19 protein-coding genes are annotated in these 25,647 nt (G+C 35.9%); 4 read left to right on the forward strand and 15 right to left on the reverse strand.

From position 1 onward, the window contains the following. Window positions 1–58 precede the first annotated feature (58 nt). The 13 genes from uvrD to pmbA all read right to left on the reverse strand — a co-directional run bounded on the left by uvrD (window position 59) and on the right by pmbA (window position 17,046). A complete protein-coding gene (gene uvrD / locus H3T96_RS08965) occupies window positions 59–2,302 on the reverse strand; it encodes a DNA helicase II (protein WP_144092304.1) in 2,244 nt (747 codons plus the stop codon). A 187-nt stretch (window positions 2,303–2,489) separates the two neighbouring features. Then, on the reverse strand, window positions 2,490–3,203 hold the full coding sequence (gene yigB, locus H3T96_RS08970; RefSeq protein ID WP_144092306.1) for a 5-amino-6-(5-phospho-D-ribitylamino)uracil phosphatase YigB: 714 nt from the start codon (window positions 3,201–3,203) through the stop codon (window positions 2,490–2,492). After that, window positions 3,203–4,126 (reverse strand): tyrosine recombinase XerC, encoded by a 924-nt coding sequence (gene xerC, locus H3T96_RS08975; protein WP_144092308.1) that lies wholly within the window; start codon window positions 4,124–4,126, stop codon window positions 3,203–3,205. Before xerC ends, yigB begins: the two co-directional genes overlap by 1 nt. Before the next feature lie 8 nt (window positions 4,127–4,134). After that, entirely contained in the window at window positions 4,135–4,869 is a 735-nt protein-coding gene (locus H3T96_RS08980) for a DUF484 family protein (RefSeq protein ID WP_081301648.1), read from the reverse strand. A gap of 133 nt (window positions 4,870–5,002) precedes the next feature. Then, on the reverse strand, window positions 5,003–5,827 hold the full coding sequence (gene dapF / locus H3T96_RS08985; RefSeq protein ID WP_039126192.1) for a diaminopimelate epimerase: 825 nt from the start codon (window positions 5,825–5,827) through the stop codon (window positions 5,003–5,005). Window positions 5,828–5,953: 126 nt separating this feature from the next. After that, complete coding sequence (gene lysA, locus H3T96_RS08990; protein WP_086327525.1) at window positions 5,954–7,204, reverse strand: diaminopimelate decarboxylase; 1,251 nt, start codon at window positions 7,202–7,204, stop codon at window positions 5,954–5,956. An 11-nt stretch (window positions 7,205–7,215) separates the two neighbouring features. Next, window positions 7,216–7,356: a lipoprotein gene (locus tag H3T96_RS08995; protein ID WP_086327526.1), complete on the reverse strand. Its 141-nt coding sequence runs from the start codon at window positions 7,354–7,356 to the stop codon at window positions 7,216–7,218. Window positions 7,357–8,000: 644 nt separating this feature from the next. Beyond that, window positions 8,001–10,091 carry an ATP-dependent DNA helicase RecG gene (gene recG / locus H3T96_RS09000; RefSeq protein ID WP_144092310.1) on the reverse strand — a complete coding sequence of 697 codons (2,091 nt, stop codon included), beginning with the start codon at window positions 10,089–10,091 and terminating at the stop codon, window positions 8,001–8,003. Window positions 10,092–10,096: 5 nt separating this feature from the next. Continuing rightward, window positions 10,097–12,205, reverse strand: coding sequence for a bifunctional GTP diphosphokinase/guanosine-3',5'-bis pyrophosphate 3'-pyrophosphohydrolase (gene spoT / locus H3T96_RS09005; protein ID WP_086326710.1), 2,109 nt, complete (start codon window positions 12,203–12,205; stop codon window positions 10,097–10,099). A gap of 19 nt (window positions 12,206–12,224) precedes the next feature. After that, window positions 12,225–12,515 (reverse strand): DNA-directed RNA polymerase subunit omega, encoded by a 291-nt coding sequence (gene rpoZ, locus H3T96_RS09010; RefSeq protein WP_025315037.1) that lies wholly within the window; start codon window positions 12,513–12,515, stop codon window positions 12,225–12,227. A gap of 137 nt (window positions 12,516–12,652) precedes the next feature. Then, window positions 12,653–13,867, reverse strand: coding sequence for a CinA family nicotinamide mononucleotide deamidase-related protein (locus tag H3T96_RS09015; protein ID WP_186279258.1), 1,215 nt, complete (start codon window positions 13,865–13,867; stop codon window positions 12,653–12,655). 26 nt (window positions 13,868–13,893) lie between these two features. Beyond that, a complete protein-coding gene (locus tag H3T96_RS09020) occupies window positions 13,894–15,687 on the reverse strand; it encodes a SulP family inorganic anion transporter (RefSeq protein ID WP_198248636.1) in 1,794 nt (597 codons plus the stop codon). A gap of 6 nt (window positions 15,688–15,693) precedes the next feature. Continuing rightward, window positions 15,694–17,046: a metalloprotease PmbA gene (gene pmbA, locus H3T96_RS09025; protein WP_144092314.1), complete on the reverse strand. Its 1,353-nt coding sequence runs from the start codon at window positions 17,044–17,046 to the stop codon at window positions 15,694–15,696. 77 nt (window positions 17,047–17,123) lie between these two features. Between pmbA and yjgA the strand changes: the two genes are divergently transcribed. From yjgA to H3T96_RS09040, 3 genes are all read left to right on the forward strand, one after another. Further along, on the forward strand, window positions 17,124–17,660 hold the full coding sequence (gene yjgA, locus H3T96_RS09030) for a ribosome biogenesis factor YjgA (protein ID WP_065737435.1): 537 nt from the start codon (window positions 17,124–17,126) through the stop codon (window positions 17,658–17,660). A gap of 65 nt (window positions 17,661–17,725) precedes the next feature. Further along, complete coding sequence (ppa, locus tag H3T96_RS09035; protein WP_025315033.1) at window positions 17,726–18,256, forward strand: inorganic diphosphatase; 531 nt, start codon at window positions 17,726–17,728, stop codon at window positions 18,254–18,256. Between the two features lie 407 nt (window positions 18,257–18,663). Next, window positions 18,664–18,873 (forward strand): cold shock domain-containing protein, encoded by a 210-nt coding sequence (locus H3T96_RS09040; RefSeq protein WP_065619463.1) that lies wholly within the window; start codon window positions 18,664–18,666, stop codon window positions 18,871–18,873. A 156-nt stretch (window positions 18,874–19,029) separates the two neighbouring features. On the opposite strand, the gene gapA is transcribed toward H3T96_RS09040, so the two are convergent. Beyond that, entirely contained in the window at window positions 19,030–20,025 is a 996-nt protein-coding gene (gene gapA / locus H3T96_RS09045; RefSeq protein WP_025315031.1) for a glyceraldehyde-3-phosphate dehydrogenase, read from the reverse strand. A 928-nt stretch (window positions 20,026–20,953) separates the two neighbouring features. Between gapA and mutS the strand changes: the two genes are divergently transcribed. After that, a complete protein-coding gene (gene mutS / locus H3T96_RS09050) occupies window positions 20,954–23,512 on the forward strand; it encodes a DNA mismatch repair protein MutS (RefSeq protein ID WP_144092316.1) in 2,559 nt (852 codons plus the stop codon). Window positions 23,513–23,640: 128 nt separating this feature from the next. Here the strand turns inward: mutS and dld are convergent, their stop codons facing one another. Further along, window positions 23,641–25,356, reverse strand: a complete 1,716-nt coding sequence (dld, locus tag H3T96_RS09055) for a D-lactate dehydrogenase (RefSeq protein ID WP_144092318.1) — start codon at window positions 25,354–25,356, stop codon at window positions 23,641–23,643. Window positions 25,357–25,647 lie beyond the last annotated feature (291 nt).

Genomic DNA, 25,647 nt, shown 5'->3' on the forward strand with positions numbered 1-25,647 from the left:
CTAAAAATAGGTAAGGCAAATTAAATTTTTGCCTTTATTATTACTCAAGTTTTCAATATTAAAGTAAAGTAAGATTAGCTAATTTAATCACCAACCATTTAACCCCTTCATCAACAAAGGCAATTTGAACGCGTTTATGATCACCTTCACCATCAAGATTGATAATGGTGCCTTCTCCAAAGCGATGGTGTTTAACTTTTCGACCTAAAATATAACCCTCACTTTCGCGTTGTTTTTCAAGATAGGATTTTTTACGATCAAGAATAAATTGCTCATTTTTACTGAGGTCTTTTTTGTTTAGATCATTCGATTTAAACTCAGATGAGGTGATCATACCTCGATAACTAACTTCGTTTAATCGATCAACCGGTAATTCCGCTAAAAAACGAGAAGGTAAATTACGTTCTTCGCGGCCGTAAAGTCGTCTTAATTCACATAAAGTTAATGTCAAATGTTTTCGAGCACGAGTGATACCAACATAGGCTAAGCGTCGCTCTTCTTCCATGCGGTCATTATCTTTCACTGAACGTTGTGCAGGAAAGAGGCCTTCTTCTAATCCGACAATGAAAACATTATCAAACTCTAATCCTTTAGCTGAATGCAACGTCATTAACTGCACTGAATCTTGAGCTTTGACAACATCGCGGCTTTCTAGTGAGGTAAAAGCTAAAAAGGACTCAAGTACTGTGAGTGTTTTACCCGTTACATTATCCTGAATAACCGTGTTTTCATTATTATGGAAAAATTGTTCCGCAGCCGACACCAGTTCTTCAAGATTTTCTAACCGTGATTGTCCTTTAATTCCTGATTCTTGCTCATACATTTGCTGCACACCAGATAATTTAATCATTACATCAAGCTGCTGATAAAATGGCAACTGTCCCACTTCTTCATGAATTGATGCCATCAATTCAAGAAAACGACTCAAACCTGAGCGCTGTCTTTCAGTTAATGCATTGGTTTGGATTAACATTAAACAAGCATCCCATAATGAAAGATTATGTTGTTTAGCAGTAAGTCTCACTTTATCAAGTGTAACATTACCAATACCACGGGTTGGAGTATTGACGGTCGCTTCAAAAGCCATATCATTGCTGTGATCATGCAGTAAACGCAAATATGCCAGTGCTAGTTTAACCTCTTGCCGTTCATAAAAGCGTATTGAACCATAAATTTGGTACGGTAATCCTGCTTGTAATAACGTATCTTCAAAAATACGCGATTGAACATTATTACGGTATAAAATGGCACAGCTTGAATATTTATCACCTTCTTCATGACGTTTTTTGATTTGACCAATTACAAATCTTGCTTCATCAATATCATTAAAACCGACATAAAGTGAAATCTTTTCACCTTCGCCACTATCCGTCCATAGGTTTTTACCTAAGCGATTTTGATTTTTGGCGATTAAAATGTTAGCCGCATCTAAAATATTACTGGTTGAACGATAGTTTTGTTCTAGACGGATGATTTCAGTATCTGGATAATCATTAATAAACAACTGTAAGTTATCGGCATTAGCACCACGCCAGCTATAGATAGATTGATCATCATCACCAACAATCATGACGTTAGCGGTATCACCAGCCAATTTTTTTACTAATCGATATTGAATTAAGTTCGTATCTTGGAACTCATCAATTAAAATATTAGAAAAACGCTGATGACAATAATTTAGTACATCATGATTTTGGTTGAGCAGTTCATAAGCTCGTAAAATTAATTCCGAAAAATCAACATATCCAACTCTGTCACAAATTGCTTGATAATCTCGATAAATGGTTTGCCACATTATTTGCTTAGGATCTTCAGGTGCAATGTCATTAGCTCGTAATCCCATCTCTTTTTGATTAGAGATAAAAGCGGCACACTCTTTCGCTGACCACTGTTTTTCATCAACTTTATTCTCTCGAAAAATTCGTTTAATAAGACGAATCTGATCTTCCGAGTCAATAAGCTGAAAGTTAGAAGGTAATTTGGCTTGCTGTGAAAACATCCGTAACAAACGATGAGTTAATCCGTGAAAAGTACCAATCCACATCCCACTAAAATACCCTTCGCCAACTAATGCTTGGATACGCTCTTGCATTTCAACCGCCGCTTTATTCGTAAAAGTTACGGCAAAGATGGATTGGGAAGAGTAATGTTTTTCCATGCACAGCCATGCAATTCGGTGAACTAAAACACGTGTTTTACCACTTCCAGCCCCTGCAAGTACAACAGTATATTGGTTATCGGTAGTCACTGCATTTTGTTGTTCGGTATTGAGGTCTTCTAATAATGATTTTTTAATTTCCATTATATTTAAACCTATTTTGGTTATAACAAATACGAGTTGGTTTCAATTTCATAAGCATTACAAATATATTCATTGTGTATCTAAATATTGTTTATTGACTGTAAATAAATAGGATACAAAGAAAGGTTTTTAATTAAATGTAAATCCTACTTAGCCTTACTGTCTATTTATACAGATATTTACAAAATTATAACAGATTATCCAATTCAGGCAATTGGCTTATCTCAATATGGGGTAAACATCGAGCATCAGCAAGATGAAAAATATCTTGATTAAAGATATTTATCCAACAGGCTAATAAACCGTTATTGATGGCACCATTCACATCAGTTAATAAGTTATCGCCTACATGTAATATGTTACCTGCTGGTACACCCAATTTGGTAATCGCTAAATTAAAAATTTCAGGAAAAGGTTTTGAGCGTCCATCAGCACCCCCACGTAAAGAAAATTGAAAGTAATCACTTAATCCAATTTTATCAACCTCAACATTACCATTGGTGATCACCGCTAAAGGGACTTTGGATGCTAATTTAGTTAATAAGGAGTGAGTCGACGGTGGAACATGCATTTTATGACGCCAAAAATTAAATGTATCCATTGTTTCGTCAATAATGTTTGACCATTTTTCTGATGGAATTTTTGCCTTATTTAAAAGAGATTTGATGGTTTCAATTCGCCAAACTACAACATCATGATAAATTTCTGGATTCGCAGCAAGCACCGCTTTTTTCTCTAAATGCAGTCCTGATACGGTCAAATGCTGTAAACCGTCATAACGCTGTAAATATTTGACAATTTCCTCTTCGGATTTTTCAACAATGTCACTATTATCATACAAAGTATCATCCAGATCGAAAGTGATTGCCTTAATTGTGTTCATGGAACGATAAATATGCATTACTTGTTTCCTCTTTTCGCTCTTGGATGGGTAGAATCATAAACTTCAGACAGATGTGAAAAATCTAAATGAGTATAAACTTGTGTGGTCGATAAATCTGCATGACCTAACAACTCTTGTACGGCTCGCAAATCACCACTTGATTCTAACATATGAGTGGCAAATGAGTGCCGTAATTTATGCGGATGAACATGCACTGATAATCCGCGTTTAACACCCCATTGTGCAAATCTTTTTTCGACATTACGAGGTGAAATGCGTTTACCTAATTTGGAGATAAATAAGGCATCATCCTTGGGATCCAATAAATTACGCATTGATAACCAATTATTAATCCATTTAATAGACTCATAACCTAGTGGTAATTTTCGTTCTTTGTTCCCCTTACCCATCACTCGGACTTCGCCCTCATTCAAGTTCAATTCACGGCAATTAAGATTGACTAATTCTGACAATCGTAGACCTGAACCATACATAAGTTCAAGCATTGCTCTATCGCGTACAGAAAGAGGATCATTATAATTAATATCGAGCAATTGATTAATTTCATCAATATCAATATTTTTAGGAAGATGTTGCCCTAATTTAGGATTTAAAACACCACGAGCGGGATTGGCACTAATAGATTCATTTTTTATCATCCAATCACAAAAACTGCGTAGCGCCGATAACCTTAAAGATAAACTTCTTGCCTGTAAACCGGTTCGTTTGCTATGACTAATCAATAATCTTACTGCTGATGAATCTACATCTTGCCATTTGGTGATACCCACTTCTTTTGCGATGGCGATAAGCGCATAAAGCTGACGTCGATAATTGACTTGGGTATTTAGGCTAAGCTGTTTTTCCGATTTTAGATAATTTAAAAAACGCTCAACCGGTTCGGTTAGTAAACAAAGATTATTTTGAGAGGATTGAATCATAACTTACCTTATTTTTTTCGCATAACCCATTTTTCAATTAATATAGGTAATAGTTGACTCACTTTTTCCAATAATAGTGTACCTTGTTTTTCTTGATAATGATGCGGATCAGAACTGGTAAACATTAAGATCCCCAAATCACCAAATTGTCCTAATAAGGATAAAGCAACAGAACCGATATAATTACGTTCAGATAATAAAAAATCCAGTTCAGTAGTATTTAATGGACCTAGATATTGGTTGCTGTATTGTAGATGCCTAACTCGAATAAAATCAAAACCTGAACGATTTAAAGCATAGTGTTGATATTTTGAAGGAGCGTTAATTAACCATTTATCATCAAAAAGATATAAATAAGCACCATTAAGACCCAACGATTTTGCCCAATTTTTTAATATTTGTACCAATTCGTCAAGATCATCAGCTTTAAATATTTGAATTTGCAGATCCATAAATTGATTAAACAACAATTCATTAGAACGCGCATATTCCATTAACAAGGTTATTTCAGCCTCAAGATGACTAATTTTATTGCGCTGCCTTGCCATTTGCCATTCAGGGAGTGAAACGCCTCCTCTAATTGGGTGAGGAATGCGCATATTTTCGAAAAGACTTGCGTTTCTAATAAAAAAATCTGGATTGTCATTCAAATATTGACTAACCATCTCATCATTCAATTTCATTTTACGAGTTGTTGGTTTTGTATTTTTTGTTTTATAAGATTGTGTTGTTTTAGCAACCATGCTGAATCTCTGTTATAACCGATATGACACACTAGGCTAAAAAATTACTTAAACTCATAATAGTTAGTTTTTTTTAAATAATTTATTAACCAAGAATGAAATTTTACTAATCGACTTTACTATCAAACCAAATTTAAATCGCAATAAATCCATCGTAAACATGCGTAGCGGGACCTGTCATGTAAAGCGGTTTATTTGCTCCTTGCCATTCTATGACTAACTTACCCCCAGGCAGGTTTACTTTAACTTTGCTGTTAAGCAATCCTTGATTAATACCAACCGCGACAGCCGCACATGCTCCAGTTCCACAAGCTTGAGTTTCACCAACGCCACGTTCAAATACGCGTAAATTGATATTATTACGATCGATAATATGCATAAAACCAATATTGGCTCGTTCAGGAAAACGTTCGTGCGACTCCAATAATGGTCCTAATTTTTCTACTTCTGCGGTAATGACATTATCCACTTGAAGAACACAATGCGGATTACCCATTGAAGCAACGCCACATAATATTGTGCGCTCTTGGGCTCGAATGATGTATGTTTTTTCTTCTTTGATTGCTTTAAATGGTACTTTGCTCGGCTCAAAAGTAGGCTGCCCCATATTGACTCTTACCGTCTCATCATCATTAACAGTTAACACAATATTACCTTTCATCGTGCTAACTTTTAAAGTCCGTTTTTTAGTCAAACCTTTTAAGCGAACAAAACGCGCAAAACAACGAGCTCCATTTCCACACTGCTGAACCTCACTACCATCAGCATTAAAAATTCGATAATGAAAATCGGTATCTGGAGCATAAGGAGGCTCAACAATCAAAAGTTGATCAAAACCAACTCCAGTATATCTATCAGCAAGACGTTTAATCATTTCAGTCGAAAGATGAACATTTTGGGTTACCGCATCAATGACCATAAAATCATTTCCGAGTCCATGCATTTTTGAAAAGTTCATCTATTTCTACCTTCTATTGAAAAAAACATAATTATCTATTGAGTTATATAACCTAATAAGGTCATCACAATGACTGATGAATGAAACCCTATCACTGAATTTCTAAATCATCAGAAATTTTATTTATTATAGAGATTCACCTCGCCATAAATCGTCAAATGACTCTCGCTGGCGAATAATTTTATGTTGTTGCTCGCCAATTAGCATCACCTCTGCAGGTCTTGGGTGACTGTTATAATTCGATGCCATACTAAATCCATAAGCTCCAGCACTACAAACCACTAACAAATCATCTTGTTGAACCGAAAGCTCACGTTGATAAGCCAACACATCACTTGATTCACAAATTGGGCCGACGACATTATATATCAAGGTCTCATCTGATGATTTTGGTTCTTTTGCTGGTAAAACTCGCATCCAAGCGTCATATAGGGCTGGTCTAATTAAATCGTTCATACCCGCATCCACAATGGCAAAATGATTACCATCTTGATGCTTAGTATATTCTACTTTTGTAATTAATAGTCCCGCATTGGCCACAATACAACGACCCGGCTCAAAGAGAAGCTCAACATTAGCGTATTTGGCAAATTTCTTTTTCAACTCAGTAACAAGTTGTAAAGGTGATATGGTTTTTTCATCATTATAACAAACACCAAGTCCACCACCTAAATCAATATGTTCAATATTAATGTCATTAGCGTTTAATTCGTCAACTAATGCCACAATACGATCAGCCGCATCTAAAAATGGCGATAATTCAGTTAACTGAGAACCGATATGACAGTCAATGCCTGCTATTTTGATATTCGATAATGATTGGGCTTTACGATACACATCCAACGCTAACTGATAGCTAATACCAAATTTATTTTCACGTAATCCGGTTGAAATATAAGGATGAGTTTTGGCATCAACATCGGGGTTAATTCTTAATGAAATTGCTGCAATCTTATTTAATCTTTTAGCAATATCATTGATTCGGTAAAGCTCAGGTTCGGACTCAACATTAAAACATTTGATACCCACTGTCAGTGCACGTTCAATTTCAACAATTGATTTTGCCACACCAGAAAAGACGACTTTGTTAGCATCTGCCCCCGCTTTTAGCACGCGTTCCAACTCACCCTGAGATACAATATCAAATCCTGCGCCTAAATTTGCCAATTGTTTTAATACGGATAAATTACTGTTAGCCTTAACTGCATAACAGATTAAGTGGTTCGTATCGGTTAAAGCTTGTTGATAAGCTAAAAACTGTTTAGTGATATAATCTGATGAATAGACATATAATGGTGTACCATACTGCTCAGCTAAATCAGATATAGCAACTTGATTAGCAAATAATTGACCGTTTTGATAATGTAGAAAATCCATAAGCTATTCCATTATGATGTTTGGTTAATTGAATCCGAATCCATTGATGCTGTTGAGTTTTCAGCAGGCATATAAAGAGGTCCTTTCAGTCCACATCCCAATAATGTCAATGTAATTAAAAGTATAGAAAGTAATTTTATAGGTGATTTCATAGAACATTCACAATTATTTCATTTGTACGATGCCGACTATATTACACGATAGCCATATCCGTGCAAAGCATAAATAATCAAATCGTTATATATTACTTTGATATCAAAAATATTCATTTGTTTACTTATGTTGAGTTAGGTTGCAACATTCAATCTAATTTTTAATTTTTTTGGATCAAATGAGTTTTTATGAACCGATCTACAACGACATCAATTAAAAAATGGGCGTATTCAATTATTTTATATTGATCACTTTTTTGAACGCTATTTAACAATCCATACACTGGTCTTTTTTTACTGATAGATGTGGCATATAGTATTAGAGCATTACAACTCATACTATTATCCTAACCATTTTTTACTGAAACGTAGGTGTTACCTGAAACTTTTTTACAAAGTCACTTTTATTCAGTCAAAAAAGAAGATCTTTTACTATGTCTGATTTTACTGATATAAGCAGGGATTTAACGTTAAATCATTACAATTCATATTATCCTAACCATTTTTTACTGAAACGTAGGTGTAACCTGAAACTTTTTTACCAAGAAATTCCCAAAAAGAAATCATTTATAAAAAAGATCAGTCGTATTAGAGTTATATTTAATCTGATTGATTAGGCTTAAAAAATAAATAATCGTTTAGCACTAAGCATTAATGTATTTTTGACGATCTGGAAGCCAACAAGCTATTAATTGCTGGGCGACTTGTGGGTAGTTTTGTTGTAGATAGTTAGATGTTTTTTGTACTTCACTAATCAGATGTTGATCACGAATTAAATCAACGATTTTAAAGTTTGCTACACCCATTTGACGAGTCCCTAAAATTTCACCACTGCCACGAATTTCAAGATCTTTTTGGGCAATAACAAAACCATCATTGCTTTCACGCATGACTCTCATTCGGGATTGAGCGACCTTACTAAGTGGAGCTTGGTACATTAAAACACAATGAGAAACGGCACTACCACGGCCGACTCGCCCACGTAATTGGTGTAATTGAGCTAACCCGAGTCGTTCAGCATTTTCAATAATCATCAAACTTGCATTGGGAACATCAACACCAACTTCAATTACCGTTGTTGCAACTAAGAGTTGAGTGTTACCTGCTTTAAAGTTTTGCATGACCAACTGCTTTTCATCTGATTTCATTTTGCCATGTATTAACGCTATGGATAAATTAGGTAATCGCTCACGCAATTCTTCAACTAATATTTCGGCAGCTTGGGCATCAAGTGTTTCTGACTCTTCAACTAAGGTACAAACCCAATAAACTTGCCGTGCACTTAAACAAGCTTGATTGACTTTTTCAATAATCTCATCTCGGCGAGAATTAGGAATAACGACCGTTGTAACAGGCGTGCGGCCAGGCGGTAACTCATCAATCACCGAAACATCTAAATCAGCATAGACAGTCATTGCCAACGTTCTTGGGATCGGTGTTGCCGTCATAATTAATTGATGAGGATGCATACTTTCTTTTATACCTTTTTCCCACAATGTTAATCGCTGATTAACACCAAAGCGGTGCTGTTCATCAATAATCACCAAGCCTAAAGCTGCAAATTCCACTTTATCAACAAAAACAGCATGCGTACCAATTAACATAGTGATATTGCCACTTTGTACGCCTTCATAACGCTGCTTTTTATTTTTTGTAGTTAAACGCCCAGATAACCAATCCACAGTTATGCCAAGAGGTTCAAACCATTGCTTAAAATTGTTATAGTGCTGTTCCGCTAATATCTCGGTCGGAGCCATTAAGACAACTTGTTGATTATTTTCTATGGCATTTAATGCCGCCAATGCAGCAACTAAAGTTTTACCTGAACCCACATCCCCTTGAATTAAACGCATCATTGGAATAGGTTTAGCCATGTCTTTATAAATATCCCCAACGACACGTTGCTGAGCATTCGTAGGACTAAAAGGTAATGATGCTAAAAAAGGTTTTATAAACTTCTGACTTGTATGCATGGCATAAGCTTGTTGCTTTTGATTATCGACTTTCAATAGCAACATACTTAAGTGATAAGCAAGTAACTCTTCAAAAATAAATCGTTTAATCGCACAATGCTCACCAGTGACTAATTGATTAATATCGGTATCAATTGGTGGATTATGAATGATATTTAATGAATCTAACGCGGGTAAAAAATGGCTCGCTAATTGAGGAGGTAAAATCTCAGCAGGAGGATTACGTTTTAACAGTAATAAAGCAGATTGAATTAACTTACGAATCACATTTTGAGTTAACCCATAGGTTGTCGGATATATAGGGGTATATCTTTCCTGACTCGCATCGGCTAAGGCATTATCTTCACGACTTGCTTTAACTTTATATTGTGGATGAATAATTTCTGGATAATTTTTTCCACTTTTTATTTCACCGTAAGCACTTACCCATTTTCCTTGAGCCAAACTTGCTTTAATGCCAGCATTGAAATTCATAAATCTCAATATCGCTATGCCTGATTCATCCTGAATATGACAAACTAACATTTGTTTGCGTTTTAAAATCACTTCGGTTTTTATAATACAACCTTCAATCGTGGTATGTTCGCCAATAGCTACATCACCAATGGCACATGATGAAGAGCGATCTTCATAACGTAAGGGAAAATGAAATAATAAGTCTTGAATGGTATCAATACCAAGAGTATGGAATTTTTTTTCTAAACTACTACCAATTCCACTTAAGTTAATTAATGGAATGTGATTGAAAAAACGGTTTACCATAATAATTAATTGATATTACGAGTCACACTTACAACATCTTGTTGTAAAGACAGTTTACGCATTAACTCATTAAGTTGTTGAGAGTTTTTCACTTCAATTTGTAAGATGATAGTATAAATTTGTCGATCTTTTTCTTCCGTATTTAACCATTGTAGATGAGCTTTTTCATCGTTTATGATGGAAAGAACATGACCTAATGATCCTTGATTATTTAAAATATCTACCCAAATTTCAGCAACAAAGAACTGGTCAATATTTGTCGCCCATTTAAGAGGAATATACTTGTCAGGATTATTTTGATAACCGGTTATATTACGACAAGATTCATGATGTACGGTTAAACCTTTTTCTGCACTCACATGACCAATGATAGGGTCATTAGGTATTGGATGACAACATTTTGAAAAAGTAACTAAAACACCTTCACTACCCGTTATCACTAAAGTTGAACTCGGATCAGATTGATCTTGCAATAATTCATTATGCTTTAAGCCTTTGGCGATAAAGTGACTCATAATATTACCTAAGCCAATTTCAGCCAATACATCATCAAAGGATTGTATTTTGGTAATTTGCAAAATTTTCTTGATCTGTTGATCAGTAAGAGCTTCAATTCCACCTGTGTTAACTAGCGCTAAATTGAGTAATCGACGTCCTAGCACCATGGCATCTTCACGTTTTAACGATTTTAACGCTTGACGAATACGCGATCTGGCTTTGGAACTCACCACAAAACTGAGCCAGCGAGCATTAGGTCGAGCTTCAGGTGAAGTGATAATTTCAACCGTTTGTCCATTACTTAATGGTTGGGATAGCGGATAAGGTTTGCGATCAACAATTGCGCCAATACATTGATGACCAATATCAGTATGGACTGCGTAAGCGAGATCAACGGCCGTTGCCCCTTCAGGTAATTGAACAATGCGACCTTTAGGCGTAAAGACATAGATCTCTTTAGGAAACAGATCCGATTTCACATTTTCAATAAATTCATAGGAGTTACCAACACTTTGTTGCAGTTCTAATAAGCTTTGCATCCAGCGTTGAGCCTTAATTTGGGCAGTAGTATGCGTAATCTCATCTTTTTCATTATATACCCAATGAGCAGCCACACCCATTTCAGCCATTTGATCCATATCTTCAGTGCGTATTTGCACTTCTACTGGAGTACCATGAGGACCAATTAACGATGAATGTAACGATTGGTAACCATTGGCTTTAGGAATGGCGATATAATCTTTAAATCGATTAAGACGTGGTTTATATAGATTATGTACTAAACCGAGAGCTCGGTAGCAGGCATCCACATCTTTAACGACAACACGAAAAATATAGATATCCATGATTGAGTGAAAATGCTGTTCACGCATTTGCATTTTCTGATAAATCACATAGATATTTTTTTCTAATCCTTCCACGACTGCATCAATGTGAGCATCGGCTAAACGCCCTCTAATTTCTGACAAAATTTGCTCAATAAGTTCCTTTCTGGTGCCGCGAGCGACATCAACAACTTTTTCTAAAACTTTTGCGCGATTAGGATGCATCGCCGTAAAGCCCAATATTTCAAGCTCAGTTTTAATATGATGAATACCTAAACGATGTGCTAAAGGGGCATAAATCTCTAATGTCTCTTTTGCTATACGACGACGTTTATCGGGTCTTAATGAGCCCAGTGTTCGCATATTATGGGTACGGTCAGCAAGTTTAATTAAAATTACGCGCACATCTTCGGTCATGGCAAGAACCATTTTGCGAAAATTTTCAGCTTGTGCCTCTTGTCTGTTGCGAAATTTTAATTTATCTAATTTAGAAACACCTTCAACTAAAATAGCAACGTGTTTGCCAAATTTTTCCGTTATATCTTGAAAGGTAACAGGTGTGTCTTCAATAGTATCATGTAAGAGTGCAGCGATGATTGTTTCATAATCCAGTCGCATATCGGCTAAAATTGTCGCAACCGCGACTGGATGAGTGATATAAGGTTCACCGCTACATCGGAATTGCCCGTCATGCGCCTTTTGAGCAAAGAGATAAGCATCTTGAATAATTTCAACTTGTTTAGCTGGAAGATAAGATGTAACAACCTCTTTTAAACCATCAAAATATTGCATAAGCAATTCTCAGCAGAATTTATTCGTACGAGGGAGTATTATCAAGAAGAATCGATTCATGAAGTGCAGAACGAACTTCGGCTTCTTCATCTTGACGAGCTTGGAAATCAGCAGTATCAAGAATTTGTTTGTTGACAAGACCATCTTCAATTTCACGTAACGCAACAACGGTTTCCTTGTCGTTTTCTTCTGGAATTAATGGCGATTTATTTTCAATTTGTAATTGACGAGCACGTCTTGCTGCAACTAAAACGAGATCAAAGCGATTACCAATTTTTTCTACTGCATCTTGAACAGTTACACGAGCCATTTTTACCTCTAATTTGTTTTACTAAATTGCTTTATTTGAAAGATCTATTATTGTACTTAATTTTGTAGCAAATTGTCCATATTAATATTATTTTTAAACCCAAACTAGCTGACTTTTTTACAAAAAACTATCAATCGTTATTCAATCAAATCTAACCAAACATTCGTTCCAATAATTGGCATGTTTTCAAGATAGCGGCGTAATGCATCTAAAGCAATTGCACAAAGAATTTTTTGAGTGATGTGGCGATTCTGTTGTCGACCTGTGTATCTCAAATTAAATTTTAAAAACTGCTGTGGCGTAGCTATGATCAAGGTAAATTCCGTATTCCTTTCTCTAAAATTAACTAGCCCAAGTACGATATCAGCCCTATTTTTAGTTAATGTATCTAAAAAATAGTCTTTAGAATCCTTAGGAAACAATGGAACGATTTCCGATTTAACCAGAGGTGCTTCACACTCAAATAATTGCTGAGCAATAACGCCTGCTGATTGTTGTTCAATAACTGCGATGGTTTGATTTTTTTCGAGTAAAATTCTGGAAACAAGCATTGCTAAGCCAAGATCGCCATGTTGAGTTAAAACACCTTCATACAGGAAATTGTTAGCCACAATTGATTTAATTTGTTGCCATAACTCATCCATCTTATTTCTTTGTTGCTCTGGCCCCGCTAATTTCAGTTCAATCATTGGCATTGCAGCTCGATATCCAACCACAATATCAGTTGGTATATTTAGTTTGTTATCAATTTTCGTTGCTAAATCACTTTCTGTTTGTCCCATGGTCATCAGTCGATAACATAACTTCTTTTCTAATGTTGGAAAGCTTAATTTAATTTCAGGCAAAATTGAGGTTTTAACCATTTCTTTGAATTCGCTCGGGACACCAGGAGTAAAATATAAAAGGCACTGATTAATCTGCATTTTAAAGCCACATGCTGTTCCCATAGGATTATCAATTAAAGTAGCACTTTGGGGTAACATCGCCTGCTTTATATTACTTGGCGACATCGTTTTACCACGGCTTGAAAAATATTGCTCAATTTTATCCACCCACTCTTGATGCAATATAAGGGATTCGTGATTGGCTAAAGCTGCTGCCTGTGCACTTAAATCATCACTTGTTGGTCCTAAACCACCGTTTACAATAATAATATCATTATCTAAACTATGTTGTTTAAGTGTGCAAATAAGTTGAGTTAAATCATCGCCAACCGTGTGTCTGGAAGTCATTAAGATGCCTTCCTGAAAAAGCAATTCAGACAACCAAGCCGCGTTGGTATCAATTATTTGCCCATATAAAACCTCATCACCAGTACTGAGCATTTCGATCTTAATTATTTTTTTATTCATAAAATACCCCATAAACCACGTAATGATCAATTATCAATATCTTTGCTATTTACATCTTCATCATCATCATTATTGTCTATATGTTCTATGCTATTCACATCGTCTTCGTCATTGTTTATATGCTCTTTACTTTGCACTAACCTGACTGAAAAATAGAGATCATAAGCAAATTCAATATACTCTTCATCAAGCTGTATATTCATCTGTTTAAACCAATTTTTGAGTGTTTTTCGCCGACCAGATAGGATCAAAATAACATTTCGTACTTTTAAAGATTTAACTAATTCTTCAACACCGAGTAAAACGCTGACATCTTTGTAAGTAAAACAAGGAATCGCATCGACAATCACGTAATTTATTGGCTCTTCTGATTCGTCAATATAACTTATAATTTTTCGCTTGAAATATGCAATATTGAAATAAGTCAGTGGAGAATTAAATCGATAAATAATTGTACTTTTTAGTGGTTTAACCTCTTTACCTAAAGAGTGAATACGACCACTATCATCCATCCCTAAAAGTTGATCTTTCGGTCGGAAAACACGGCGTAAAAACAGAAAGAGTCCTAGCAAAACCGCAAGCGCCATACCCGGGATAATGCCAATCAATAATACCGAGATAAACGTGATTAAACTTAAGTAAAACGCATCACGATCAAACTTGAAAAAACGAAATATAGTTTGGAAATTAATAAGGGAAAGTGAAGAGTAAATTAAAATCACCCCCAATACACAAGTGGGAATGTATTGTAAAGGCGATAGGAAAAACAGAACCACTAAACCAATTAATATCGCAGCAATAATTGAAACGAGCTGAGTTTTACCACCATTGGCATCATTGACCGCAGTACGCGATGAAGTGCCACTGACCACAAATCCTTGTGATAATCCTGCTACGATATTAGCCATACCTAAGGCTCTAAATTCTACATCTGCGTTTGTTTCATAATTATTCTTAGAAGCAAAGCTACGAACCGTTATCATCATACTAACAAAACAGATAACCGCTATATTCAATGATGGAACCACTAAATCTCGCATTTTTGATTTATCAAAGCCAATCCAGGATTCAGCTGGTATAAATTCACTACTAACTTGACCAATGATACGTATACTGTGCGATTCAAAATTAAATAACCATGAAAAAAAGGTCATTATCACTACAGCAAAAAGCGGAGCTGGATAGCGAGGTCTTAATCTTTTCAAAGCAACGAGTATGAGTAAAGTAAAAAATGAAACCAATGCGGTTAAGATATGGATTTCAGAGATTTTAAAAGGTAAATACACGACTCGTTCAATTAAGTATGAAAAGTCATAGGAAAAACCTAGTGTTTTAGCCAACTGATCAATGATAATGGTGATTGAAATCCCGTTAAGTAGGCCAATTAGAATCGGTTGACTGAGCAAATCAGCTAGCGCACCTAAATGCAGCTTACCGGCAATAATACACCATATTCCAATCATAATGGTTAACAATATAACCAATTGCCAACGTAAGATGGGATCATTTGCCGCCAAAGGAAAAACAACGGCTGCAACTACCGCACAGGTTGCGGTATCTGGACCAACAATAAGTTGTTTGGAAGAGCCAAAAAGTGCATAAACAATAAGGGGTAAAATGGTTGAATATAATCCAGCTATAGCACCTACACCTGTTAGTTCAGCATAGGCAATCGATACCGGTAACGAAACAGCTGCGACCGATAAACCTGCTTTTATATCAGAATTAAAATATTCCCGTCTATAATGCAATAAACTGATTAATCCTGGCATCCACAATGCTATTTTTTGTAATATCCCTTTGTTTTCCACTTTTTGCATGTTTTATTATCTTCCAGCTATACTTATGTTTTCAATTAAAATTGATCCGCATTGAATATTACTTCTTGTTTCAAGATCATTCCCTATCGCCACGATATTTTGATACATATCTTTGAGATTACCAGCAACCGTAAATTCATTGATTGGATACTGGATTTGACCATTTTCCACCCAAAATCCAGTTGCTCCACGTGAATAATCTCCCGTGACATTATTAACACCATCCCCCATTAAAGAGGTTACAACCACACCTTTATCTAATTTGGCTAACATTGCATTAAAGTCTGCATCTGTTTGACTTGATGAGACTAACCAATTATGTATACCCCCAGCATGTCCTGTTGATTTTAGACCTAATTTTCTGGCTGAGTAATTACTCAATAAATAAGTTTGTAAAATACCCTGCTCAATAATATTACGTTTAACGGTTTTTGTTCCTTCACTATCAAATGGTGAAGAACCAATTCCTTTTAAAATGAAGGGATCTTCCAGAATAGTTAACCAAGATGGGAATATTGTTTTACCCACACTATCTAACAAAAACGAAGATTTACGATAAATTGCACCACCACTTATCGCACTCACTAAATGTCTAATTAATCCGACTGCTACATCCGCACTAAACAAAACAGGTACTTGCATGGTCTCAATTTGTCTCGCCCCTAAATGGGCAATCGTTTTTTCGGCAGCTTGTTGACCGACCCATAGGGGTGATTTTAGATCGCCAATGTCCCGTGATGAAGTGAAAGCATAATTGCGCTCCATTTGCTCATCTTGTTTTGCGATAACTGAACAAGATAGTGAATGAGAACTTGCACAGTAACCATTCAACATACCCAAGCTATTCCCATACATATAAATACCATAACGGCTTCCAAAATAACTGCCATCACTATTAATTATCTCGGGATAAGCTAAAGCAGCTTCTTCTGCTCGTCTGGCTTGCTCGATGGCTTTATCGACATTCAAATCACTTGGATAGAACAGATCTAAATCAGGTGCATCAAATGCCATCAAATCCACATCACCTAAACCAGAATAAGGATCGGGTGAAGTATATTGCATAATGTTGATGGCCATATCAATGGTTTGGGCAATCGCCTGTGGGGATAAATCATTCGTTGATGCGCTCCCCTTACGTTGGTTTTGATAAACCGTAATGCCTAATGCACCATCGCTATTAAACTCTACGTTTTCAGTTTCACCCATACGAGTGCTGATACTTATACCCGTGGATTGATTAATTGAAACTTCAACCGAATCAACTCTTGGTTTAGCTTGCTCAATAGCATGAGCGACGATAGCGGATAAATTTTCTTTTTGGGTTAAAGCGTCTTTCTTGATTTGTTCTATACTCATTTTATTATTTTCTACAATTCTGCTAGTGATACGTTATAATAAGCCAGAATTGCATTTTAGTTAACAAAAGAAATCATATGAATCAAAATCAAGAGACAATCAAAGAGCCAAATTTAGCTGTCGACGAGATCGAAGATGAGATCATTTACGTCAGTAAGAGCGAAATCAAAAGAGATGCTGAAGAACTTAAAAAACTCGGAATTGAGCTAGTTAATCTAAGCAAAAATGAAATTGTTAAAATTCCTCTTGATGAAGATTTACTTTACGCTATCGAATTAGCGCAAAAAATCAAAAAAGAAGGTTATAGAAGACAAATTCAATATATTGGCAAGTTGCTTCGTAGTCGTGATATCGAACCGATAACCCTTGCTCTAAACAAACTTAAAAATCGCCATAATCAACAAGTAGCAATATTTCATAAATTAGAAAAATTGCGCGATGAACTTATTGAAACGGGTGATGCAGAAACCATTATTGGTTTATACCCAAATGCTGACAGGCAACAACTGCGTACTTTAGCTCGTTTAGCCAAAAAAGAGTTGCAATCCAATAAGCCACCTAAAACAGCAAGACAAATTTTTCAATATTTAAAAGAATTGAGCGATACAGAATAAGTTTTATAATGTACGCTCATTACTGATGAACTAAACTATTATTAATCTAGATAGAGGATACAAAAATGGGACTTTTAAATGTACCAGCTGGTAAAGAATTACCCGATGATATTTATGTTGTGATTGAAATTCCTGCCAATGCAGATCCAATCAAATATGAAGTAGATAAAGATACTGGCGCAGTATTTGTTGACCGCTTTATGGCAACAGCTATGTTTTATCCTTGTAACTATGGCTATATCAATAACACATTATCCCTTGATGGTGATCCTGTTGATGTATTAGTCCCAACTCCATACCCATTACAACCAGGTTCAGTTATTCGTTGTCGCCCAGTTGGCGTATTAAAAATGACCGACGAAGCGGGTGAAGATGCTAAATTAGTTGCAGTACCACATACTAAACTTTCAAAAGAATATGACCATATTAAAGATGTTGAGGATTTACCAGAATTACTAAAATCCCAAATCAAACACTTTTTCGAACAATACAAAGCACTCGAAAAAGGTAAATGGGTTAAAGTTGATGGATGGGAAAACGCAGATGCAGCTCGTAAAGAAATTATCGAATCTTTCGAAAGAGCTAACAAAAAATAGACTTAACTAAAAAATTTACAAAACTTATATTAAGTAAACGTTAAAAAAAGAGTCGCTAAAAAATGTTTAGTGACTCTTTTTTTTTGAGTAAACTTTGACTTTCGAAATATACATAATTTTTTTGTCATGTTTTAATTGTTTTATATCAAATTAAATTTATTTTAAACAAAAATTTATATAAAACGGCACTCTAAGATGAAAAAATTGTCATTAAAACCTTGCTTTCGATTATAATTTATGCGGTAATAGTAGCAGACTTATAACGCAGTATTTTATTATGAAAACGATTAACTTTTTTTATGTAACGTTAATCATATTTTTAGTTTTGAGTTGAATTAATAATACTAAGTGAAGGTCTATTCGTGCCTTAAAGGCAAATTATTAATTATTGTTAGGATGTCTAGTAAATGAATAAGAAAACTGGCCAAGTAAAATGGTTTAACGAGAGTAAAGGTTTCGGTTTTATAACCCCTACCGATGGAAGTAAGGACGTATTTGTTCACTTCTCAGCTATTTCCGGCGACGGATTTAAAACTTTAGCTGAAGGTCAACAAGTCGAATTTGCTATCCAAGATAGCCCTCGTGGACCAGCAGCAGCTGAAGTTGTTGTTATTTAACCAACTAATTTCTTTATTAGTTTGAATGCAAAAGCCCATTTAACCAAATGGGCTTTTTATTGCATTTTTAAATTGTGCATTTATAAATTGATAACAATCTTGCAATAAAAAAGCGACCCAAAGGCCGCTTATTGAAATAAGTAAGAATTGCTTCTATTATTTAGAAACTACAGCGATTAAATCTAATACTTTGTTAGAATAACCTACTTCGTTGTCATACCAAGCAACAAGTTTCACGAAAGTATCGCTGATTTGGATACCTGCTTTCGCATCAAATACAGAAGTACAAACTTCACCTAAGAAGTCAGTTGAAACAACTGCATCTTCAGTATAACCAAGAACACCTTTCATTGGGCCTTCAGAAGCTGCTTTGATAGCTTTACAGATATCTTCGTATTTAGCTGGTTTAGCTAAACGCGCAGTTAAATCCACTACAGAAACGTCTGGAGTAGGAACACGGAAAGCCATACCAGTTAATTTACCGTTTAATTCAGGGATAACTTTACCTACAGCTTTAGCAGCACCAGTTGAAGATGGGATGATGTTTTGAGCAGCACCACGACCACCACGCCAATCTTTGTGAGATGGACCATCAACAGTTTTTTGAGTAGCTGTTGTAGCGTGAACAGTAGTCATTAAACCTTCAACGATACCAAAGTTATCATTGATAACTTTAGCTAAAGGCGCTAAACAGTTAGTAGTACATGAAGCGTTAGAAACGATATCTTGACCAGCGTAGTCTTTATCATTAACACCCATTACGAACATAGGAGTGCTATCTTTAGAAGGACCAGTTAAAACAACTTTCTTAGCACCAGCTTGGATGTGTTTACGAGCAGTTGCATCATCTAAGAAAAGACCTGTTGCTTCAGCAACAACATCAACACCTACTTCGTTCCATTTTAAGTTTGCAGGATCTCTTTCAGCAGTAACGCGGATAGTTTTACCGTTAACGACTAATTTGCCATCTTTAACTTCAACAGTACCGTCGAAACGACCGTGAGTTGAGTCATATTTAAGCATATAAGCCATATATTCAACATCTAATAAATCATTGATAGCAACGATTTCGATGTCTGAACGTTTTTGAGCAGCACGGAAAACAATACGACCAATACGGCCGAAACCATTAATACCTACTTTGATTGTCATAACAATTACCTTCTTTTTTGTGTTTTTAAATGTAAAAAATCTTTGCTGTAAGCTATCAAATTTTAACGGTTTATTCAAGATCATTCGATCAATTTAGACATGAATTCATTAAATAGTTTTAACGGAAAATTACTTAAATAAGATGATTAGCAATAAAATCATTTACTTATTCAAAACATTCGACCTAACAAAATAAATAAGTAAAAAATAGTACCTAAAATTAAAACCATAGTAACAGCTGACTTAATTACATGATCATCGTTTATCTATATTGCATAAATTATGCACTTTATTAATCTATGTAATTATTATTGCTTAAAATTATGTTTAAATGATTAATCTTTCACTTTCAATGGTAAAGATAAATTTGAAATAAATAAGGTAAGATTATGTGTAAGGATTTTCAAAATACTTTCAAAGTTTAAATCTCACAATGCGCAATTCGTATTGACGTTTATACAACATAACGACCTACATTGACGCTTGTTTTTTTATATCAGCAGATAAACCCTTATGTCGATTTGATTATGCAACTTAAAAAGTTCAAATTAAGATTGTTGAGTACAATTGCTAAAACAGAAGTTTTAAACTGATAAAAAATGACCTAGTCACTATAACTTTTGTAATATAACTTTCGGTAATATAACTGACTATTGCAAGCACAAGGCAACCAAGAATATCAACTTATTACCACCTATTTTGAATTTATACAAACCATCTAAATAATAGGTTATAATAACCGCTTATTATCTATGATTTAATATACAATTAAATTGCATAAACTTTATTGATTATACCTTTTGGTATATCACAAATTAAACGTTATTGCCGTCACCGACCATAAAATAGCAAAATCTTAGATTTTGTTGAAAGTTAGATAGTGTAATACAGTAATCGCCTGAACTTTAAATAAAAAAGAAATACCGCCATGATAAACGAAGACAATTTTGACAACCACACTCCAATGATGCGACAGTATCTAAAGTTAAAAGCTGAAAATCCCGATATCTTATTGTTTTATCGTATGGGGGATTTTTATGAGATGTTTTATGATGATGCCAAGCGAGCCTCACAGCTTTTAGATATTTCGTTAACTAAACGTGGTGCTTCTAATGGTGAACCGATTCCTATGGCTGGCGTGCCTTATCATGCGGTTGAAAGCTATTTAGCTAAATTAATTTCCCTTGGTGAATCGGTTGCGATATGTGAACAAATCGGCGATCCTGCGACAACTAAAGGCCCCGTCGAGCGAAAAATTGTCCGTATTGTCACACCCGGTACCGTCAGTGATGAATTATTATTAGAAGATCGGAAAGATAATTTATTAGCATCAATTTGGCAATCAAAAAACCATTATGGTTATGCCACACTCGATATTAGTTCTGGACGATTTTTTATTTTTGAAACGGAAAGTTACGAGTCAATGCAGGCTGAATTGCAGCGCACCAATCCGGTCGAACTGCTTTATCCGGAAGATTTTCAATCAATGACTTTGATTGAACAACGCAACGGTTTAAGACGTCGCCCAATTTGGGATTTTGATCTTGAAACCGCCAAACAGCAGCTTAATTTACAATTTGGTACTAATGATTTAGTCGGATTTGGGGTGGAAGATTGCAGTTATGCACTTAGCGCAGCTGGCTGTTTACTGCAATATGTGAAAGATACACAGCGCACCGCCCTACCGCATATTCGTTCAATCATCAAACAATCAGCTTTCGATTTTGTGGTACTTGATGCGGCAACGCGGCGCAACCTTGAAATCACCGAAAATTTATCTGGAGGTACACAAAATACGGTTGCTGAAATTTTAGATAAAACCCAAACCCCAATGGGTAGCCGTATGCTGAAACGCTGGCTCCATGCCCCTATTCGTAACATAACCTTATTACAAAACCGTCAGCAGGCAATCAGTGAGTTACAAAATCATATTGATGATATTCAACCATTATTAAAACTGATTGGCGATCTTGAACGAATTTTAGCTAGGCTGGCATTGCGTACCGCTCGCCCACGTGATTTTGCCCGTTTGCGTGATGCATATAACTTACTGCCTCAAATGCAGCAATTACTAAACCAACTGAGTGCGCCAGCTTTAGTTGGCTTGCGAGCTAAAATCAACCAATTTGATCACATTGCAGATATTTTAACGCGAGCAATTGTTGAAGCGCCTCCGGTAATAATTCGTGATGGTGGTGTTATTGCCGCTGGTTACAATGCCGAACTTGACGAACTGCGTAATCTTGCAGATGGTGCCACAAATTATCTAGAACAATTAGAAATAAGAGAACGTGAAACCTTAGGTATAGACACACTCAAAGTAGGGTTTAATGCTGTACATGGTTACTATATTCAAATTAGTCGAGGACAAAGCCATTTAGCGCCTATTCACTACACACGACGCCAAACGCTTAAAAATGTTGAGCGCTACATCATTCCAGAGCTTAAAGAGTATGAAGATAAAGTCCTCACCTCAAAAGGTCGTGCTTTAGCACTTGAAAAACAGTTGTATGATGAATTATTTGATTTACTTATGCCACAGCTTGCCGATATGCAACTGAGTGCCGATGCTATCGCTGAACTTGATGTACTCACTAATCTTGCTGAACGGGCGTTAACATTAAACTATCAGCAACCAATGCTTGCAGATAAAGCGGGAATTAATATAAAAGATGGTCGACACGTGGTGATTGAACAAGTATTACAAACCCCATTTATCGCCAATTCCCTGCAATTATCGCCTGACAGACGGTTGTTAATTATTACTGGGCCAAATATGGGGGGGAAAAGTACTTATATGCGCCAAGCAGCCTTAATTGTTTTACTCACCTATATTGGTAGTTTTGTACCTGCATCGCAAGCAACCATTGGACCGGTTGATCGCATATTTACTCGAATCGGTGCATCGGATGATTTAGCATCAGGCCGTTCAACTTTCATGGTCGAAATGACTGAAACGGCTAATATTATGCATAATGCCACTGAACAAAGTCTAGTGCTAATGGACGAAATTGGACGCGGTACTTCAACTTATGACGGGCTATCTTTAGCTTGGGCATGCGCTGAAAACTTAGCAAACCAAATCAAAGCGATGACGCTCTTTGCTACCCATTATTTTGAATTAACGCAATTACCTGAGCATATGCAAGGTGTTTATAACATTCATTTTGATGCCATAGAACATGACAACACGGTGGCCTTTATCCACGAAGCATCTGAAGGCGCTGCCAGTAAAAGTTTTGGTATTGCGGTGGCAGGATTAGCAGGTGTACCCAAACAGGTATTAAAACGTGCCAAACAAAAGCTAAAAGAGCTTGAAATCATTTCAAAACAAGCAGCAAATAGTCACGTTGACCAATCACAACTGAGCTTTGAGACCATAAGCGAACCATCAGAAGTTGAAGAGACTCTCAAACAGATTGATCCTGATGCTTTATCACCAAAACAAGCGCTTGAAGTGTTATATCAATTAAAGAAAATGCTTTAAAACTATATTGAATTAATAAATGATACATACCCAATGCTAAACATTGGGTAACATTTTTATTAGACTCGTTATCACTATAGTATTTCCCAATAATGGGAATGTTAAGGCAGATAAAATCTGCCCGATTATCACTGCCAATATTTCTTCTTAGATGTTTTACCTATTCCTGGATTAAAGCTATTAGTTGGATCTAGCGCATGATAGAATTTTTTCAAATCCTCATTAGCATGATACAAATGCCCAACATTATGCTCTGCTGGATATTGTGCTCCACGCTGATCAAGTATAGCTAACATCTCCTCTTCCACTTTATTGCAATCAGTACCTTTTTTAGCAATATAATCTTGATGGAATACAGAACAGAAAAAATGGCCATAATACAATTTATAGATGAAATGCTGACTAATACTTTCAGGTAACGTTTCGAACCAATCTTTATCATTGCGTCGTAAAGCAATATCCAACGCCACTAAATCCTCAACCGTTTTGGTATGTACATTACGATACACTGTAGCTGCGCCAGCAACGGCAAAACGGTGCAACATTGCAGCCTCCGCTTCTTTATTATTACAACGGAAATAACTGCCATCACGTTTTTCAGCGGTTGAACTATTATCAAAGTAAGATTTCAAAAATGCTTCAGCTTCGGCAATACCTTCATCTGACATTTTTAAAATCAAGTGATGCGCATAACGATCACGATAATCACGCAGAGATTTTGGCAAATGATTTGGCCATAATTTACATACCGTTACTGCGAATTTATCGGAAAAGCTACCAGAAAAACAAGGAATTTTACTCATTATTCGATCGACAAAATTCTTTAATGCATACATCTTTGGTATGGTATCAGTGCCCAGCTTTTGAATCGCCAAAAACAGATGTTTACCATATACTGCCGCTATATCAAAGGCATCTCGATGAATATACTCTCCCGATACGGGCAAATTTTTAAATTGTCCTAAAATATGACGGCGAATATCATCCAATTCATTGGTATTATTCGTTCCTATATAAAATACCGCCGTATTTTCTTCTAAAGGAAACGTATCTAACCGAACAGCAAATACCATCAACCGCCCAGCGCTGCCTGATGCTTCATAGTGACGAGCCGGATCAGCGTTATACCTTGCTGGTGTATCAGCATCGATTTGACGCACATGATCGCAATAATCATGATCATGCCCCAAACCAGCATCTCGCTGAATATCTTTATCGGAATAATTATGATTTTGAAGATTTTGCAAAATGGTATCGGGATCATTACCTAATTCAATTCCTAAATGATTTACCAATTGCAACTTACCTTGTGCATCAAGCTGAGCAAATACCGCCATTTGTGTATAAGCAGGCCCGTGCTGAATCAGTGCGCCTCCTGAGTTATTGCATACTCCCCCCATCACCGACGCCCCAATACAAGAGGAACCAATGACCGAATGCGGACCACGCTTATATTTTTTCAACTCTTTTTCTAAACGAAACAACGTACTACCAGGTAAACAAACCACCTGCTCGCCATTTTCGATAACATTAATGCCATCCAAACGACGAGTACTAACAATTACAATTGGGCGATCATAATCATTACCGTCTGGTGTTGATCCCCCTGTTAATCCAGTATTTGCAGATTGAGTGATCACTATGACATCAGCTTCCACACACGCTTTTAATACATGCCACTGCTCAACAAGCGTACCGGGCAAAACCACCGCCAACGCATCGCCTTTACCAAAACGAGCACCTTGACGGTAAAATAAGGTACGTGCAGGATCGGTTAATGTATGTTTCTTGCCCACAATGGATTGTAGTTTTTCAATAAACGCCGTTGTTTCGTTGCTGTTCATAGTCTTTTTTCCTATATAAAAAATTAGAAGATCACCCAAAATTGCAATTGATTATTTTATAACCGCTAAAATAAATAAAATAGATACATATTGTGCTATTAAAGAAAAAGGAGAAAATAAAAGACAAAATGAACAGATGAATCCAAAAATGTTGATAAAAAATATTATCGTTATCGATAAACAAGACAATCGTAATGATAATCAGGTTAGCTTAAAACATTTTGCCTAATAAAAAAGTGTATTTAAGCTGATACGTTGTAATCACATAACAAAAAATATCAAAAATTTACC

Source organism: Gilliamella sp. W8136 (genome assembly GCF_016101285.1).
Classification (GTDB): domain Bacteria; phylum Pseudomonadota; class Gammaproteobacteria; order Enterobacterales; family Orbaceae; genus Gilliamella; species Gilliamella apicola_N.

Bases quoted from the DNA above. Each gene is read 5' to 3' on its own strand.
- uvrD (WP_144092304.1), bottom strand. From the start codon at position 2,302: ATGGAAATTAAAAAATCATTATTAGAAGACCTCAATACCGAACAACAA.
- yigB (WP_144092306.1), bottom strand. From the start codon at position 3,203: ATGCATATTTATCGTTCCATGAACACAATTAAGGCAATCACTTTCGAT.
- xerC (WP_144092308.1), bottom strand. From the start codon at position 4,126: ATGATTCAATCCTCTCAAAATAATCTTTGTTTACTAACCGAACCGGTT.
- H3T96_RS08980 (WP_081301648.1), bottom strand. From the start codon at position 4,869: ATGGTTGCTAAAACAACACAATCTTATAAAACAAAAAATACAAAACCA.
- dapF (WP_039126192.1), bottom strand. From the start codon at position 5,827: ATGAACTTTTCAAAAATGCATGGACTCGGAAATGATTTTATGGTCATT.
- lysA (WP_086327525.1), bottom strand. From the start codon at position 7,204: ATGGATTTTCTACATTATCAAAACGGTCAATTATTTGCTAATCAAGTT.
- H3T96_RS08995 (WP_086327526.1), bottom strand. From the start codon at position 7,356: ATGAAATCACCTATAAAATTACTTTCTATACTTTTAATTACATTGACA.
- recG (WP_144092310.1), bottom strand. From the start codon at position 10,091: ATGGTAAACCGTTTTTTCAATCACATTCCATTAATTAACTTAAGTGGA.
- spoT (WP_086326710.1), bottom strand. From the start codon at position 12,205: ATGCAATATTTTGATGGTTTAAAAGAGGTTGTTACATCTTATCTTCCA.
- rpoZ (WP_025315037.1), bottom strand. From the start codon at position 12,515: ATGGCTCGTGTAACTGTTCAAGATGCAGTAGAAAAAATTGGTAATCGC.
- H3T96_RS09015 (WP_186279258.1), bottom strand. From the start codon at position 13,867: ATGAATAAAAAAATAATTAAGATCGAAATGCTCAGTACTGGTGATGAG.
- H3T96_RS09020 (WP_198248636.1), bottom strand. From the start codon at position 15,687: ATGCAAAAAGTGGAAAACAAAGGGATATTACAAAAAATAGCATTGTGG.
- pmbA (WP_144092314.1), bottom strand. From the start codon at position 17,046: ATGAGTATAGAACAAATCAAGAAAGACGCTTTAACCCAAAAAGAAAAT.
- yjgA (WP_065737435.1), top strand. From the start codon at position 17,124: ATGAATCAAAATCAAGAGACAATCAAAGAGCCAAATTTAGCTGTCGAC.
- ppa (WP_025315033.1), top strand. From the start codon at position 17,726: ATGGGACTTTTAAATGTACCAGCTGGTAAAGAATTACCCGATGATATT.
- H3T96_RS09040 (WP_065619463.1), top strand. From the start codon at position 18,664: ATGAATAAGAAAACTGGCCAAGTAAAATGGTTTAACGAGAGTAAAGGT.
- gapA (WP_025315031.1), bottom strand. From the start codon at position 20,025: ATGACAATCAAAGTAGGTATTAATGGTTTCGGCCGTATTGGTCGTATT.
- mutS (WP_144092316.1), top strand. From the start codon at position 20,954: ATGATAAACGAAGACAATTTTGACAACCACACTCCAATGATGCGACAG.
- dld (WP_144092318.1), bottom strand. From the start codon at position 25,356: ATGAACAGCAACGAAACAACGGCGTTTATTGAAAAACTACAATCCATT.